This is a genomic window from Streptomyces sp. MJM8645 (genome assembly GCF_001625365.1).
Lineage (GTDB): Bacteria > Actinomycetota > Actinomycetes > Streptomycetales > Streptomycetaceae > Kitasatospora.
The window spans coordinates 528,183-543,181 of record NZ_LJJF01000001.1 but is presented as its reverse complement, the minus strand read 5'-3'; the positions used below and the strand labels follow the sequence as shown (position 1 = coordinate 543,181).

Here is a 14,999-nt window from a genome sequence, read left to right as displayed (position 1 = left end):
GCGGCCCCGGGGGCGCGGGCCGAACGGCCCTAGGGGGCGGGGGCGGTGCGTTCGGATCATGGATCGCCAGCCATTCGCACGACGTTCCTAAGGAGTGCGTCCTTGAGCGCCACCCCGGCACAGGGCGACCCCACGCCACCGCCAACCTCCGTACCGCAGCCGTCGGTTCGGCCGAAACGGCCCGGTTCGGCCGTGGTCAGACTGCTGACCACCACCGACCACAAGACGATCGGCTCCATGTACCTGGTGTCGGCGTTCGGGTTCTTCCTGATCGGCGGTGTCCTGGCGCTGGTCATGCGCGCCGAACTCGCCCGGCCCGGAACGCAGATCCTCTCCAACGAGCAGTTCAACCAGGCCTTCACCATGCACGGCTCGGTGATGCTGCTGCTCTTCGCGATGCCGCTGTTCACTGGCTTCGCCAACTGGATCATGCCGCTGCAGATCGGCGCCCCGGACGTCGCCTTCCCGCGCCTGAACATGCTGTCCTTCTGGCTGTTCATGTTCGGCTCGCTGATCGCCGCCGCCGGCTTCGCGACCCCGCAGGGCGCCGCCGACTTCGGCTGGTTCCTTTACGCGCCGCTGTCCGACGCCGTGCACTCGCCCAGCGTCGGCGCCGACATGTGGATCATGGGCGTGACGCTCTCCGGCTTCGGCAGCATCCTCGGCGCCGTCAACTTCATCACCACGATCATCTGCATGCGCGCACCCGGGCTGACCATGTTCCGGATGTCCATCTTCTGCTGGAACGTGCTGCTCACCTCGGTGCTGGTGCTGCTGGTCTTCCCCGTCCTCGCCGCCGCCCTGCTCGCCCTCGAATGCGACCGCAAGTTCGGCTCGCACGTCTTCGACCCGGCCAACGGCGGGGCGATGCTCTGGCAGCACCTGTTCTGGTTCTTCGGCCATCCCGAGGTGTACATCCTGGCGCTGCCGTTCTTCGGGATCATCTCCGAGATCATCCCGGTCTTCAGCCGCAAGCCGATGTTCGGCTACGCGGGGCTGATCGCCGCCACCGTCGCCATCGCCGGCCTGTCGGTGACGGTGTGGGCGCACCACATGTACGTCACCGGGCAGGTGCTGCTGCCGTTCTTCTCCTTCATGACCTTCCTCATCGCCGTCCCGACCGGGGTCAAGTTCTTCAACTGGGTCGGCACCATGTGGAAGGGCTCGCTCAGCTTCGAGACACCGATGCTGTGGACGGTCGGCTTCCTGGTCACCTTCCTGTTCGGCGGCCTCACCGGCGTGCTGCTCGCCGCCCCGCCGATCGACTTCCACGTCTCCGACTCGTACTTCGTCGTCGCCCACTTCCACTACACGCTGTTCGGCACCGTGGTCTACGCGATGTTCGCCGGCTTCCACTTCTGGTGGCCCAAGATGACCGGCAAGAAGCTCGACGAACGGCTCGGCCGGATCACCTTCTGGACGCTCACCGTCGGCTTCCACGGCACCTTCCTGGTCCAGCACTGGCTCGGCGCCGAGGGCATGCCGCGCCGCTACGCCGACTACCTGGCCTCGGACGGCTTCACCACGCTCAACACCCTGTCCACCATCTTCTCCTTCCTGCTCGGGCTGTCGATCCTGCCGTTCCTCTACAACATCTGGAAGACGGCCAAGTACGGCGAGAAGGTCGAGGCCGACGACCCGTGGGGCTACGGCCGCTCGCTGGAGTGGGCCACCTCCTGCCCGCCGCCCCGGCACAACTTCGTCCGGCTGCCGAGGATCCGCTCCGAATCCCCGGCCTTCGACCTCCACCACCCCGACATCGCGGCCCTGGACGTCCTGGAGAACACCGGCAAGCCCGCCACCCACCTGGGCGACGTGACCCCGGCCAAGTACGACCTGCCGCAGACCAGGGCGGAGCGCGAGCGGTCCGCCGTGGACAGCTGACCCGAGGCCGGGCGCGCCCCGGCCACCCGCTCCGAACACCCACCGACCGCCGTCCCCGCCCACGCCCCCGTCACGGGCGGGGACGGCTCCCCCCTCGCGACCTGGAAGGCCGGCCCCATGACCCACACCGTCCTCGCCATCGGCACCGCCGCGCTCACCGCGAGCGGCTGCGTCTGGTACCTGCCCGCCATCGCCGACCTCCAGGCCGGCGCCGACCGGCCCCGCTCCACCCGCACGGCCGCGGCGGCCTGCGTCCTGTGGTGGGCCGCCCTCGCCATGGCCGGCGGGCTGCTGCTCGCCCTGCCCGACTGGCGGCCCGCCGCGCAGATCGCCCTCGCCGGGCTGGTCGGCGGCGCGGCGCTGCGGGTCCGCGCCCGGTGGGACCGGCGCGGGGAGCAGCACGAGGCCGCCGCCCGCTGGGCGGCCCTGGGCGCCCGGCCGGCGCCGCGCTCCGGCCGCCCCGCCGCCGTCACCCTCGCGGGGTGGCTGGTCGTCGGCGCCGCCGTCGCCTCGCTGGGGGCGGTGGCGATCCTGCTGTCGGACGAGGGCGCCGTCGGCTCCCGGGTGGCGCTCGCGGCGGTCAGCGGGGCCGGGGTGGCGCTGGCCTTCCTGCTGGCGGGCCTCGGCAGCGCGCGGCGGCGCTGACGGCCCCTCCCCTCGGCCCTGTCCGGCAAGATCGGCCGGACAGGGCCTACGGGCGGCGCGGCTCCTGCGGGGGCCGCGCCGCCCGCGCGCTCGCCCGAATGGGGTCGTTGGGCCCTGGGCCCTGCGGCGGCCGGTGGGCGATGATGCCCTGGGCCCTGCCGGGAGTGTGCGGGGGTGACGAAGGTGGAGCCGCGTGATGGCGACCAAGACGGCGGGCGCCGGGGCACCGGCGCCGGTGCGGGTGTTCCTGCTGGACGACCACGAGGTGGTGCGCCGCGGGGTGCACGACCTGCTGGACGGCGAGCCCGATCTGGAGGTGGTCGGCGAGGCCGCCACCGCCGAGCAGGCGCTCGTCCGGGTGCCCGCGCTGCGGCCCGACGTGGCGGTGCTGGACGTCCGGCTGGGCGACGGCGACGGGGTGTCGGTCTGCCGTGAACTGCGCTCCCGGATGCCCGGCCTCGCCTGCCTGATGCTGACCTCCTTCGACGACGAGGAGGCGCTGCTGGACGCCGTCATGGCGGGCGCCGCCGGGTACGTGCTCAAGCAGATCAGCGGCACCGACCTGGTGGCCGCCGTGCGGACCGTCGCCTCCGGCCGCTCGATGCTGGACCCGGGCGCCGCCACCCGGCTGCTCAACCGCCTGCGCAGCGACGCCGAGCCCGCGCAGCCCGTCACCACCGGGCCCGCGCTGACCGTGCGCGAGCAGGAGGTGCTGGCGCTGATCGGGGAGGGCCTGACCAACCGGCAGATCGGCGAACGGCTCTACCTCGCCGAGAAGACGGTGAAGAACCACGTCTCGCGGCTGCTCGCCAAGCTGGGCGTGGAGCGGCGGGTGCAGGCCGCGCTGATCTCCACCGAGCTGCGCCAGGCGGCCGCCGCCGCGCAGCCGGGGCACCTGCGCTCCCTCCGGGGCTGACGCGACGTCCGGGCCCGGGACCCCCGGCGGGACCATCGGCCCTCGCGGCGCCGCCACCGCCGGGGCGAGCATCGAGGGCATGAACGGTGATCACGACCTGCTCGAACTGGACCGGGAGCGGGCGCTGGAACTGCTGGCCAGGGCCGCGGTCGGCCGGGTGGTCTACACCATCCGCGCTCTCCCGGCGGTGCTGCCGGTGTCCTTCCGGCTCGACCTGTCGGACGGCGGCGGAGTGCTGCTCTCGGCCCCGGCCGGCTCCGAACTCGCGCGGGCCGTGGACGACGCCGTGATCGCCTTCGAGGCCGACGAGGTGGACGGCGTGGACGGCTCCGGCTGGTACGTCACCGTCCTCGGCCGCGCCCAGGTCGGCCCCGCCGTCGGCCGCGCCCCCGGCGCCGTCCGGATCCGCATCCGCCCCGAACTCGTCGTCGGCCGGCGGCTGCCCCCGCGCACAAACTAGTGGCGCGTCTCGATTGGTCGACCGGGTAATTGATCTCTGCGGGGCGCCAACCTGGAGACCGGCATGCGTTGTGCATCCGGCAAGATCAATAGAGGATGCATGCTGGACGGCAGATGGAGGGAACCGCCTTGCTTGCCGCCCGGGTGGGGAAGTCGCAGGCAGCGCAGTCCTGAGTCCCTGGCCGTGCCGGCGCGAGGCGGCTGACTGGAGTTGGAGAGTCCGGCGTGGTGATTGCGGAGGAAACAGAGTTCGACCCGGAGGAGATGTTCGGGCTCTACGTCTCGGTCGGGTGGGAGGGGTACACCTGCGACGTCGACAAGCTCTGTCGCGGTCTGGCCAACTCGCACCTGGTCATCACTGCCCGCGATGAGTCAGGCGTGCTCCTTGGCCTAGCCAGGACGGTCTCCGACGATGAAAGCATCTGCTACGTCCAGGACCTGCTGGTCAACCCGAGGTTCCACCGGCAGGGGATCGGCCGGGCGTTGCTTGAACACCTGATGGAGCGGTACGCGCACTGTCGCTTCTTCCTGTTGTCCACCGACCATGAGTCGACACCGGAGGGGAAGAGGAACCACGCTTTCTATCGGCAGATGGGCTTCCTCTCCTACGAGGAGAAGCAGATGACGGGCTTCGGCCTGCCGAGGATCCGGGCGCCCCGAGGCCAAACCGAGACGTGACGCGCTACGCGGCCCTGGCTGGATACTCGGTCCAACTGCGGATCGGCGAGCCCAGGGCGAAGCTGGACTTGGGCTCGGCGCATGCGTTGTGCCAGCGGATGTAGACGTTGATGGCGGCGTTCTGCTCGGCGTGGCTGCGGTGGTCGGTGCCGTTGAGCGCGAAGTAACGAAGTGCCGCGAACTCGGACTCGATCCAGTTCAGCCACGAGCCGTAGGTGGGTAGGAAGACCAGCTCGACCTCGTTGTCCGCTGCCCAGGCCCGCACGTTCGGGTGCTTGTGCGGGGAGAAGTTGTCCAGCACGACGTAAGGCTTCTCCCCGGGCCAGCGGGAGCGCAGGGCCTTGAGCAGGCCGAGGAACTCACGCCATCGCTTTCGCTTACGGATCCGGTAGTAGATCTTGCCGGTGGTCAGGTCGAGGGCGGCGAGCATGTGCATCACGCCGTCGTAGCGGTTGTAGGTGGCCTGCAGCCGGCGCGGCGAACGCGTGGGGCGCCAGGCCTTGCCCTTGCGCGGCTGAAGGTTGAGCGGGCCGAACTCGTCCACGCAGACCACCCGCCCGTCGGCGGGCGGCGCGTCGTAGAGCTCCAGGACCCGGTGCATCTTGGCGATGAAGGCCGGGTCCGTGGATGCCCTCCATGTGGTCGTCGTCTGCCAGGAGACTTTGCCCTCGCGCAGGATCCGGCGCAGGGTCTCGCGGCTGAGGACGGTGACGACCCTGCGCGCGATCAGGTGCTCGGCGAGCTTGGTCAGGCTCCAGGTGGAGAACGCGGCGATACCCCAGTCCGCGGGGGACGTCCGGGCGATCAGGCAGATGCGCTCGCGCACCTGTTCACCGATCGTCTTCGGGCGTCCCCCGCTCCATTTTGGGTCCAGTGCGTCGAACCCCCGCTCGTCAAAGGCGTGGATGACATCGCGCACGTAGTCCTCACCGACCCGCAGCAGCGAGGTGATGTCCCGCACGGACTGCCCCTGCGTGGACATCAGCACCACGATCGCCCGCCGCAGCCTCACCGGATCCTTCGACGTCCGGCCGATCCGCTGCAGCCGCCGGCCCTCCTCCATGCTCACCGGCCGGACGAATATTCCCGGACGACGCCCCACGACCACCTCCAAGATCAGAACTCGGAGACAGCCTGACGGACTACCAGCAGCCGATCAATTTCCCGGTCGACCAATCGAGCCGAGCCACTGGTGCTAGTGCGGATCGCCCTCGATGCGGCCCGCCAAGGCGCGGACGGTGGGCGGGAGTTGGCGTAGGCGCACGGCGAGGAGCGGGACGGCCAGGGCGAGGTAGACCCAGCTCAGCGCGACCCGGGCGGACTCGCCGGGGAGGGCGAACTGGACGGCGAACAAGGCGAACAGCAGCCCGGCCTTCCAGGGCAGGAACCGCAGGTCGAGCAGGAGCACCACGGCCAGGACGGTCTGCGCGGCGGTCAGCAGCACCTCGTCCACCTGGCGCTCGACCAGCGGGAGGGAGGCCGCGCCGCCGCCGGCCAGGTAGGCGAACGGAAGGCAGCCGATCAGCAGGGTCCACTGGTTGACTTTGCTGGAGAGCAGCGCGCCGAGGCCGTCGTCCCCGCGCAGCCGCCAGGCGAAGACGACCGCGACGATCAGCTCGGGCGCCTCCGAGGCGAGCGGGGCCAGCCACTGCACCAGCAGGAAGCGGTCGATGCCGAGCGAGGCGCCGGCGTCGACCAGCGAGGTGGCGAAGGGCTCGGCGCAGGCGAAGATCACCCCGGCCGCGACCGCGAAGACCAGGACGGTGGTCGCCCGGCGGCGCTGCCGCGGGAGGGCGGCCAACCGGGCCGGGACGCCGATGAGTTCCTCCTCGTCGTCCTCGCCGCAGCGGCTGACCCGGAAGAGGTAGTAGCCGTACCAGGCGATCAGGACGACCGCGAGCACCCAGGAGATCTGCCGGGTCAGCGGCATCACGAAGGCCACCAGGGCGGCGGCGCCGAGGAAGCCTGTGTCGATCCGCCGGTGCTCCCGCAGGGTGATCCCGGGGGCGGCGCCGCGGCGCCGGGCGGCGAAGTAGGAGGCGAGGGCGACCAGCGGCCAGCCGACGCCGACCAGCAGCCGGTTGGCGCCGGTCATGTTGGCGGCCGCGTAGGCGGCGTACTCGGGCCGGGTGCCGGCCGCGTACGCGAAGTAGAGGTCGACGGCGTACTCGGGCAGGACGGCGATGAACGCCAGCAGGGCCAGGGCGAGCGGGCCGGAGATGTCGGCCCGGGCGGTCTCCGCGGCCCACATCAGCAGGAGCGCCGCCGCAAGCACGCCGAGGCCGAAGACCACCATGCCCGGCACGGGCGCCAGGTGCACCCCGGCCAGCCGCAGCACCACGGAGGGCAGCGCGCCGGTCACGGCGGCCCCGATCCGCAGGGCCGTCACGGATCCGCTGGGCGGCTGCGCCGACGGGATCTCGGCGGGGCCCGGTGGGGTGGCGGTCGCGGGTGACTTCTGGGCCATCAGCCGTCCTTGCGCTCGGGGAACCTGAGCAGGCTAGGGTCGGCGCGCGGCAGGGTGGGCTGAACGGCGATGCGGCGCGGCCGAGTTCCCCCGGACGGCGGCCGGGCGCCGTGCTCTACGCTGACCCGGACGCCGTCGACGGAGGGAACAGGACGCCATGCTCGACCCCGGGACCGCCGCCCTCTACGCGCGGGACGAGACCTGTCGGCTGCTGGGCATCGCGCTGGACGAGGTGTCCGCCGGTCGCGCGGTGACGCGGATGACGGTGGCCGCGACGATGGTGAACGGCCACGGGACGGCGCACGGCGGCTTCCTGTTCCTGCTCGCCGACGCCGCGTTCGCGTTCGCCTGCAACAGCCACGGCCCGGTGACGGTCGCGCAGGCGGCGCAGGTCGTCTTCCTGGCCCCGGCGGCGGTCGGGGACGAACTGGTGGCGGAGGCGGTGGAGCGGTCGCGGGCCGGGCGCAGCGGGGTCTACGACGTGACGGTCCGGCGGGCGGACGGGAAGGTCATCGCCGAGTTCCGCGGGCAGAGCGTGGTGATCGGGGGCCGGCCGCAGACCGGCTGAGCGCCTGGCCCCTTACCGCTGCCCGGCCCCCGCCGTCACCGCCCGGTCAGGACTGCGGACGCTCGTCCAGCACCTGCTGGAGCTTGCCGGTGCGCGGGTTGGTGACCAGTTCGGAGCGCGGCACCCACTCGACCGCGAGGTCGTGGATGCTGCCCAGCGCGACCTCGTCGGGGTAGAGCGGCCGGGCCGTGTACACGGCCTCGACGAGCCGGTCGGCGAGCTCGGGGGCCGGCCGCTGCCCGGTGTAGCCGAGGCGCAGGATCAGGCCGTCGCGCCCGGCCCAGCGGCGCTGCACGAGCTGCATGCCGGTGATGTGGCGCTCCGGGTCGGCGGCGAGCAGGACGGCCCGGATCTCCTCGGTGGGCATGGCGACGGTGCCGACCCGGGCGCCTTCGGTGGAGCGGCCGAGCAGGCGGAAGCGGCGGCAGCGGGCGTCGGTCCACTCGGCGCGGTCGCCGGTCGGGTAGCGCAGGATCGGCATCAGGGTGCGGAACAGGTTGGTGACGACGACCCGGCCGGGAGTGCTGGGCGTGGTGATCGTCTTGCCGGTGACGTCGTCGACGAGTTCCACCACCGTGCGGTGCGCGAAGGCCTCGTGCACCCGGACGTCGTCGCCGGGGACGGGTGAGCCGACCAGCCCGGCGTCGTTGGAGGCGTAGCCGACGGAGGCGACGGCGGCGTGGGGGAAGGCCCGGGCGAGGATCGGCCGCAGGTCGGCGAAGAGCAGATCGCCGCCGAACAGCAGCAGTTCGACCCCGTCGGCCGTCTCCCCGCGCTGGACCAGGCACTCGGCGACGGCGCTGAGCTTCATCGGCTCGCCGGCCAGCACGTGCACGCCGAAACCGGTGATGAGGTCGGCGATGTACGGGTCGGGGGCGGCGCCGCCGACGCCCAGGCGGACGTTGTCCACGGGTGCGTGGTGCAGGGCGCCCTCGATGTAGAGGAAGCCGCCGTAGAGTTCGCCGGCCGTGAACAGGTTGGCGACCCGGTGTCCGGGCCGCAGGCCGGCCCGGACGAGTCCGGCGCCGAAGGCGGTGACCGAGTCGGCGTGCTCGGTACGGGTCCAGGGCGAGAACTTGGGGACGCCGGTGGTGCCGCCGGTCTTGTAGATGCCGGCGTCGCTGAGCGGGCCGGTCAGGACGCGGTTGTCGGGCCAGGTGTTGGCGGCCCAGAAGGCGGCCTGGTCGATGACGGGGAGCTGGTCGAGGCGCTCGGCGGCGGGGGGCAGGTCGCGGTACAGCTCGGCGTAGAACGGCGAGTTGGCGCGGGCGAAGGCGATCAGCTCGGCCAGGGGCTTGGCGGGCATGGTGGTCGGGTCCCTTGTTCAGGAGGAGGGTGCTGCAGGGGGTGCTTCGGCGGGTGCTTCGCGGCGTGTTTCGCGGCGTGCGTCGGGCTGCCCGAGCCAGGTCCGGGCGAGGGACTGGACGGTGGAGCCGTCCGGGTCGGCGAGTTTGGCGGCCAGGTAGTCGGCGGCCCACTGGTTGGCGGGCACCCGGAAGGGCGGCCGGTCGGCGAGCAGGGTCCGTACGACGACCTCGGCGACCTCCCGGGCGGGCTGGCCGGCCGACTCCCAGCCCTGGCCGCCGACCCAGTCCAGGTAGCCGGCGAAGGTGGGCGCGTACGGGCCGGAGGCGGCCTGGATGGTGCCGCGGTCGATGTCCGGGAAGACCCCGAACCGGGTGTCCGGGACGTAGCCGGGCACGACCACCGAGACCTGGACGCCGTGCGCCGCCGCGACCGGGGCGAGCGCCTCCAGGAACCCCTCGACGGCGAACTTGGCGGCGCAGTACGCCTCGTTGAACGGCTGGCCGACCACGCCGTGCACGCTGCCGACGGCGACCAGGCGGCCTGCGGCGGCCCGCAGCAGCGGCAGCGCGGCCCGGCTGACGGCGGCCACCCCGAAGAAGTTGACCTCCAGGTTGGCCCGCAGCGCCGCGTCGGTGGACATCTCCAGGGTCGGGTCGGAGTTGGAGACGCCCGCGTTGTTGACCACGGCGTCCAGCCGCCCGTACGTCCGGGCCACGCCGTCCAGGCAGGCGGCGATCGAGCCGGGGTCGGTGACGTCGAGGCGGCGGACGTCCACGGTGACGCCGGCGGCCTCGGCGGCCCGCCGGAGCTCCCCGGCGCGGCCGGGTTCGCGCAGGGTGGCCACCGTGCGGTACCCGGCCCGGGCCGCTGCGACGGCGGTGGCCAGGCCGATGCCGGAGGACGTCCCGGTGATCAGCAGGACCTTGCTGTCGGCGTTCACATTGCTCACGGCGTTCCCGGCGTTCGCGTCGCTCACGACGCGCTCTCCGCGAGCTCCCCGGGGGCGGCGGCCTCGCGTCCGGCGGCGTCCAGCAGCGGCTGGAGGCCGAGGGCGGGGAGGAAGGAGCAGGCGGCCAGCAGGGTGCCGCCCGCCATCACCGCCCGGGCCGCGTCCAGGATGCCCAGCGGGCCGGTGAGCAGGGTGACGGCCAGGCCGCCGACCAGCGCGGCGAGCGGGATCACGCCCCAGGTGACGGTCCGGAAGGCGGCGTGCATGACGCCCTGGTTGCGGGCGGTCATCCGGGCCTGCCGGGTGGGCGCGCTGCACACGTTGATGCAGGACATGAAGAACCCGTAGCAGCCCATGGTCACCGCGATCACCGGCCCGGGCGGCAGCGCGGGCGCGGCGAGCAGGCCGAGGCCGGCCAGGCAGTGCAGCAGCAGCGACCAGGCCATCGTCCGCCCCAGGCCGAACCGCCGGCTGAGCCGCGGGGCGACGAGGGCGCCGATCAGCGCGCCGAGCGCGGCCACCGACATGGCCGCGCCGAAGGCGCCGACCGTCACGCCCAGGCCCCGGTAGGCGAGGACGGGCAGGACGGTGACGAAGACCGGCCCGCCGCAGTTGAGCGTGACGGCCGCCAGCACCACCCGGCGCAGCACCGGGTCCGCCCAGTTGAGCCGGAAGCCGAGGGTCAGCCGCTCCCGGATCGAGCCGTCCTCGACCGTCCGCTCGCCCCACGGGCTCATGTACCGGAAGCAGACGGCCGAGACCAGGTAGCTGGCCGCGTCGACCAGCAGGGCGGCCACCCCGAGCGCGCTGTACAGGGCGGCGGCGATGGAGGGGCCGGCGACCTCGGCGACCGAGCCGCTGCCCTCCAGCCGGGAGTACGCGCGGACCATGCCGTCCTCGGGCACCACGGCGGGGACGGCGACCAGGTAACCGACGTTGAAGAAGATCGTCGCGCCGCTGATCACCGCCACGCAGCCGAACAGCAGCGGGGTGGACAGCACGTCGAGCCAGTACGCGAGCGGGATCGCCGCCACCGCCGCCAGCCGGACCAGGTCGCAGCCGAGCATGGTGCGGCGCTTGTCCCAGCGGTCGACCAGCACTCCGGCGACCGGCCCGAGCAGCGGGATGCCGAGGTACTGGGCCATCGCCACCACGCCGACCTGGAGGGCGGAGGCGTGCAGGACGAAGATCATCAGGGTCGGGACGACGAACACGGTGACCTTGTCGCCGACCAGACTGACGGTCTGCCCGGCCCAGAACAGGTCGAAGCCCCGGCCCAGCGGCGCCGGCCGGACGGGCGCCGCCCCGCCTCCCGCCGGGTCGGACGTCACCCCGCCTCCCGCCGGGTCGGACTTCACGCGCCCTCCCGCAGGACCAGCCCGGCGGTCTTGCCGGTGCGGCCGTTGCTGATCAGCTCCTCGACCGGCCGCACTCGGAAGGACTCCGGGTCGTGCTGGAAAGCGGTGCTGAGCGTGAAGGTGGCGGTGAACAGCTCCTTGCGCAGCCGCTCGGTGTCGGGCGCGGCGCCCGTCCCGCCGGTGAGCAGCAGCACCTCCACCCCGGTGGCCCGGCCGCGCTGTTCGGTCAGCACCACCTGGGCCCGGGCCACGCCCGGTTCGCGCTCGGCCCGGGCGATCAGCTCGGCCACGTCCAGCCCGAGGCCGCGGACCTGGACGACGCTGTCGCGCCGGCCCAGCACCCGCATCGCCGGACCCGGCCTCCCGCACGGGCAGTCGGTCAACTCGCCCGCGTCGCCGGTGCGGTAGCGCAGCACGGGGTTGAGCATCTCGGGGTTGAGGGTGGTGAAGTCGAGCAGGCCGTCGGCGTCGGCGTGGACCAGCTGGTCGGGCAGCGGGTGGAAGGTGTCGGCCGGGCAGTCGGGGGTGTTGGTGGCCACCACCCAGGTCTCGGTGCTGCCGAACATGCCCCAGCGCTGCGCCTCGGGCGCCACCACGGCGAGGTCCTCGGCGAGTTGGGGCTGCCAGGCCTCGCCGAGCCACAACACCTTGCGCAGGGAGGGGAGTCGGATGCCGGCGGCGCGGGCGTGCGCGAACCAGAGCCGCAGCACGCTGGGCGTCCCGCCGATGGCCGTCACCCGGCGCGCGGCCAGGAAGGCCAGCCAGTCGCCGTACTCCTCGGCGGCGACCGAGCCGAGCGCGATGATCCGGCAGCCGGAGAGGTCGGCGAGCGCGGCGGCGAGGAAGTGCGCGCCCCACATCCGGCCGGCGCCCCAGGCGTTGACGAAGACGTCCGTCCGGTCGAGCGGCTGCCAGTGGGCGTGCACGCCGGCCATGTAGAAGCCGGTGGGGGCGTAGCCGACCTGGGGGGCGCCGGTGCTGCCGCCGCTCTGGAACAGCCAGGTGGCGGCCTGGTCGGCGGCGGGCTCCAGGTGGGCGAGGGCGGTGTTGAGGTCGTCCTTGGCCAGGGGCGGGAGCGTGGCGAGCCGGTCGAGGGTGTGGATGTTGACGTGGCTGGCGTAGCGCGGGGCCAGGGCGGGGACGCTGCGCAGCCGCTCCAGGGTGCGCCGGGCCACGTGCAGGCGGGGCTCGGCGGTCTCGGGGGGCAGGGAGAAGGAGGCGGTCATCGGGAGTCCGTCCGGGGGGCGAGGGCTTGGGTGTGGGCGGGGCTTCGGGTGGGGCTGTGGGCGGGGCTTCGGGCGGGGTCGAGGGTGAGCGGGCGGGCGCCGTCCGCGAGCCACTTGGCGTGGCCGTCGCGGTAGGCGGCGAAGCGGGCGCGGGTGACGTCCCGTTGGAGGGTGCGGTCCGGGTCGGTGAGGTCGGGGGCGATCACGCCGTCCGGTTCCAGTTCGGAGAACCAGTACCGCTCGCCGTCGTACAGGAAGTCGACGCAGAAGAACGGGATCGGCAGCCGCTCGGCGAACCAGGCGGTGGCGGCGACGAGTTCGGGCGGCACCGGGGGGAACTCCATGGCGCCGCCCCGGCTGGCGTTGGCGACCGGGGAGCCGGGTTCCGGGGTCCGCTTCATCACCGCGTACGGCTCGCCGTCGACGACGTACACCCGGTAGTCGATCGTGCCGTCGCCCAGGTAGGGCTGGACCACCAGCGTGGTGTCGCCGCCCTGGGCGAGGCTGGCCAGGCCCCGGACGTCCTCGGGGCCGCGGGCCAGGTTGATCCCGCCGCCGCCGCACCAGCCGGAGGGTTTGACGATCGCGGGGTAGGTCATGTTCCGCAGGCCCACCTCGTAGCCGTGCTTGCTGATGTCCCGGCCGGTGCCGATCCGCACCGTCGGGATGGTCGGTACCGGGGAGCCGCCCAGGAACAGCAGGGTGGCCAGCTTGTCGTTGCCGATCAGCGAGACCTGCGGCGGGAACGGCAGGTAGAACCCGGCCTGTTCGAGCACCGCGTACAGCGCGTACTGGTTGAAGACGTCCATCGACTGGTACGGCAGCGAGTAGAGCGCGGTGATGAACAGGGTGTCCTCGGGGGTGACCGGCTCGTCGTCCACGTAGACCCGGGGGCGGCCGGGCCCGGTGGCGTCCACCGTGACGGCCTCCGGGGCGTGCCTGGTCCAGCGCAGGCCGAGGTCGGCGGCGCTCTCGGCGTAGAGGTCCCAGAAGAAGCCGTGCCACATCGCGGCCATCCGGGAGGACTCCCGGTCGGGGAAGATCCAGCACAGGCGGCGCAGTTCGCCGTCCCGGGGAGGGTCGGGGCTCGGTGCGGGGCTTGGGTCGGGGCTCGGGGCAGGGCTCGGGCCGGGGCTCGGGTCGGGGGTGCTCATCGCGCTCCTCGTGCGGTGGACGGCCCGGACCACCAGCGGCGGCCGGTCTCCGGGAGGGTGTCCACCGGGTCGTAGTAGGGGTGGCGCCGGTCGAGCGGGGCGTCCTGGCCGCCGTCGCCGCTCTCCAGGCCGGTGCGGTAGTTCTTGGTCCAGTACGAGATGCCGAGCTCGCGGTCGTAGGCCACCGCCTGGTGCACCCAGCGCTTGCCGACGTGCGGGACGTCGCAGACCAGGCGCGGGGTCGCGTAGCCGGGCAGGTAGCCCATGATCGCCTCCTGGAGGCGCTGCGCCTGGTGCAGCGGCGTCCGCCAGTGCTCGGCGCCCGGGATCACGTCGCAGAGGTAGAAGTAGTACGGCAGGATGTTCGCCTCGCCCTGGAGGGCGAAGCAGAGGTCGAGCAGGTCCTCGGGGGTGTCGTTGACGCCCCGCATCAGCACGCCCTGGTTGCGGACGTCCCGCACACCCGCGTCCAGCAGGGCCCGGGCCGCCTCGGCGACCAGCGGGGTGACCGAGCGCACGTGGTTGGCGTGGGTGTGCACGGCCAGGTTGACCGCGCGGCGGGCGGCCAGTTCGGCGACCCGGGCCAGGCCGTCCAGCAACTGCGGCTGCAGCCAGTGCTGGGGCAGGCCGACCACGGCCTTGCTGGCCAGCCGGATGTCCCGGACGGTGCCGAGGTCCAGCAGCCGCAGCAGGAAGGACTCCAGCCGGGGCCAGGGGACGTTGGCGAGGTCGCCGCCGGACAGCACCACGTCGCGCACGGCGGGGGTGCGCTTGAGGTAGTCGAGCATCTGCTCCTGCCGGTCGGCCGGGCGCAGCAGCAGCCGGGTCTTGGCCACCTGGGGTGTCGAGGTGCCGACCAGGTCCATCCGGGTGCACTGGCCGCAGTACTGCGGGCAGGTGGCGGTCAACTCGGCCAACACCTTGGTGGGGTAACGGTGCGTCAGACCTTCGACGGCCCACATGTCCGCCTCGTGCAGCGAGTCCCGTTCGGCCCGGGGGTGGCTGGGCCAGTGCGGGTGCCGGTCGGTGCGCACCGGCAGCATGTAGCGGCGCACCGGGTTGGCCAGGAACGCCTCGGTGAAGGCCCGCGGGTCGGCCGGGGCGTCCGGGGCCATGGTGTTCAGCAGCTGCGGCGGAAGCAGCATCGGCATGGTGGCGAACCCGGCCTGGTCGGCGGCGAGTTCGCTATAGAAGTGGTCGGAGAGCCGGTCGCCGACGACGGCCCGCAGCTGCCGGGCGGTCTTCACCGAGTGGGCCCGCTGCCACTGGGCGTCGCGCCACTGCGCCTCGGTGACGTGGCGCCAGCCCGGCAGCCGCCGCCAGTCCGGCTCGACCAGCGCCGTCCGCGCGTACGTGTACGGCTGGCGGATCACGGGGTGGTCCATGG

At 73.0% G+C, this 14,999-nt stretch carries 14 protein-coding genes; 6 read left to right on the top strand and 8 right to left on the bottom strand.

The genetic code is table 11. The annotated features are described in order from the left end of the window. Positions 1-192 precede the first annotated feature (192 nt). The 5 genes from ctaD to A6F73_RS02200 all read left to right on the top strand — a co-directional run bounded on the left by ctaD (position 193) and on the right by A6F73_RS02200 (position 4,582). A complete protein-coding gene (ctaD, locus tag A6F73_RS02220) occupies positions 193-1,884 on the top strand; it encodes a cytochrome c oxidase subunit I (RefSeq protein WP_347878509.1) in 1,692 nt (563 codons plus the stop codon). A 117-nt stretch (positions 1,885-2,001) separates the two neighbouring features. Continuing rightward, complete coding sequence (locus A6F73_RS40245) at positions 2,002-2,529, top strand: hypothetical protein (RefSeq protein WP_063346184.1); 528 nt, start codon at positions 2,002-2,004, stop codon at positions 2,527-2,529. A 196-nt stretch (positions 2,530-2,725) separates the two neighbouring features. After that, complete coding sequence (locus A6F73_RS02210) at positions 2,726-3,445, top strand: response regulator transcription factor (protein ID WP_063346183.1); 720 nt, start codon at positions 2,726-2,728, stop codon at positions 3,443-3,445. Positions 3,446-3,524: 79 nt separating this feature from the next. Then, positions 3,525-3,905 carry a pyridoxamine 5'-phosphate oxidase family protein gene (locus A6F73_RS02205; protein ID WP_063346182.1) on the top strand — a complete coding sequence of 127 codons (381 nt, stop codon included), beginning with the start codon at positions 3,525-3,527 and terminating at the stop codon, positions 3,903-3,905. 224 nt (positions 3,906-4,129) lie between these two features. Then, positions 4,130-4,582: a GNAT family N-acetyltransferase gene (locus A6F73_RS02200; RefSeq protein ID WP_208869037.1), complete on the top strand. Its 453-nt coding sequence runs from the start codon at positions 4,130-4,132 to the stop codon at positions 4,580-4,582. Positions 4,583-4,586: 4 nt separating this feature from the next. Here the strand turns inward: A6F73_RS02200 and A6F73_RS02195 are convergent, their stop codons facing one another. After that, the gene (locus tag A6F73_RS02195) at positions 4,587-5,645 is read right to left on the bottom strand and encodes an IS630 family transposase (protein ID WP_244293570.1); all 1,059 of its coding nucleotides are present in this window, start codon (positions 5,643-5,645) and stop codon (positions 4,587-4,589) included. Positions 5,646-5,777: 132 nt separating this feature from the next. Next, complete coding sequence (locus A6F73_RS02190) at positions 5,778-7,049, bottom strand: sodium:proton exchanger (protein WP_079135358.1); 1,272 nt, start codon at positions 7,047-7,049, stop codon at positions 5,778-5,780. 157 nt (positions 7,050-7,206) lie between these two features. Here A6F73_RS02190 and paaI point away from each other — a divergent pair, with 157 nt between their 5' ends. Further along, a complete protein-coding gene (gene paaI / locus A6F73_RS02185) occupies positions 7,207-7,617 on the top strand; it encodes a hydroxyphenylacetyl-CoA thioesterase PaaI (RefSeq protein WP_063346181.1) in 411 nt (136 codons plus the stop codon). 46 nt (positions 7,618-7,663) lie between these two features. On the opposite strand, the gene A6F73_RS02180 is transcribed toward paaI, so the two are convergent. From A6F73_RS02180 to A6F73_RS02155, 6 genes are read right to left on the bottom strand one after another with little or no spacing between them, the layout of a single operon-like run. Beyond that, a complete protein-coding gene (locus tag A6F73_RS02180; RefSeq protein ID WP_063346180.1) occupies positions 7,664-8,923 on the bottom strand; it encodes a hypothetical protein in 1,260 nt (419 codons plus the stop codon). 18 nt (positions 8,924-8,941) lie between these two features. Continuing rightward, positions 8,942-9,901 carry an SDR family NAD(P)-dependent oxidoreductase gene (locus A6F73_RS02175; RefSeq protein ID WP_063346179.1) on the bottom strand — a complete coding sequence of 320 codons (960 nt, stop codon included), beginning with the start codon at positions 9,899-9,901 and terminating at the stop codon, positions 8,942-8,944. Then, complete coding sequence (locus A6F73_RS02170) at positions 9,898-11,232, bottom strand: MFS transporter (RefSeq protein WP_063346178.1); 1,335 nt, start codon at positions 11,230-11,232, stop codon at positions 9,898-9,900. The genes A6F73_RS02175 and A6F73_RS02170 overlap by 4 nt, the downstream gene beginning before the upstream one ends. Further along, complete coding sequence (locus A6F73_RS02165) at positions 11,229-12,458, bottom strand: AMP-binding protein (protein WP_063346177.1); 1,230 nt, start codon at positions 12,456-12,458, stop codon at positions 11,229-11,231. The genes A6F73_RS02170 and A6F73_RS02165 overlap by 4 nt, the downstream gene beginning before the upstream one ends. Beyond that, complete coding sequence (locus A6F73_RS02160) at positions 12,455-13,612, bottom strand: hypothetical protein (protein ID WP_159398319.1); 1,158 nt, start codon at positions 13,610-13,612, stop codon at positions 12,455-12,457. The genes A6F73_RS02165 and A6F73_RS02160 overlap by 4 nt, the downstream gene beginning before the upstream one ends. Then, a complete protein-coding gene (locus tag A6F73_RS02155) occupies positions 13,609-14,997 on the bottom strand; it encodes a hypothetical protein (RefSeq protein WP_063346175.1) in 1,389 nt (462 codons plus the stop codon). The genes A6F73_RS02160 and A6F73_RS02155 overlap by 4 nt, the downstream gene beginning before the upstream one ends. Positions 14,998-14,999 lie beyond the last annotated feature (2 nt).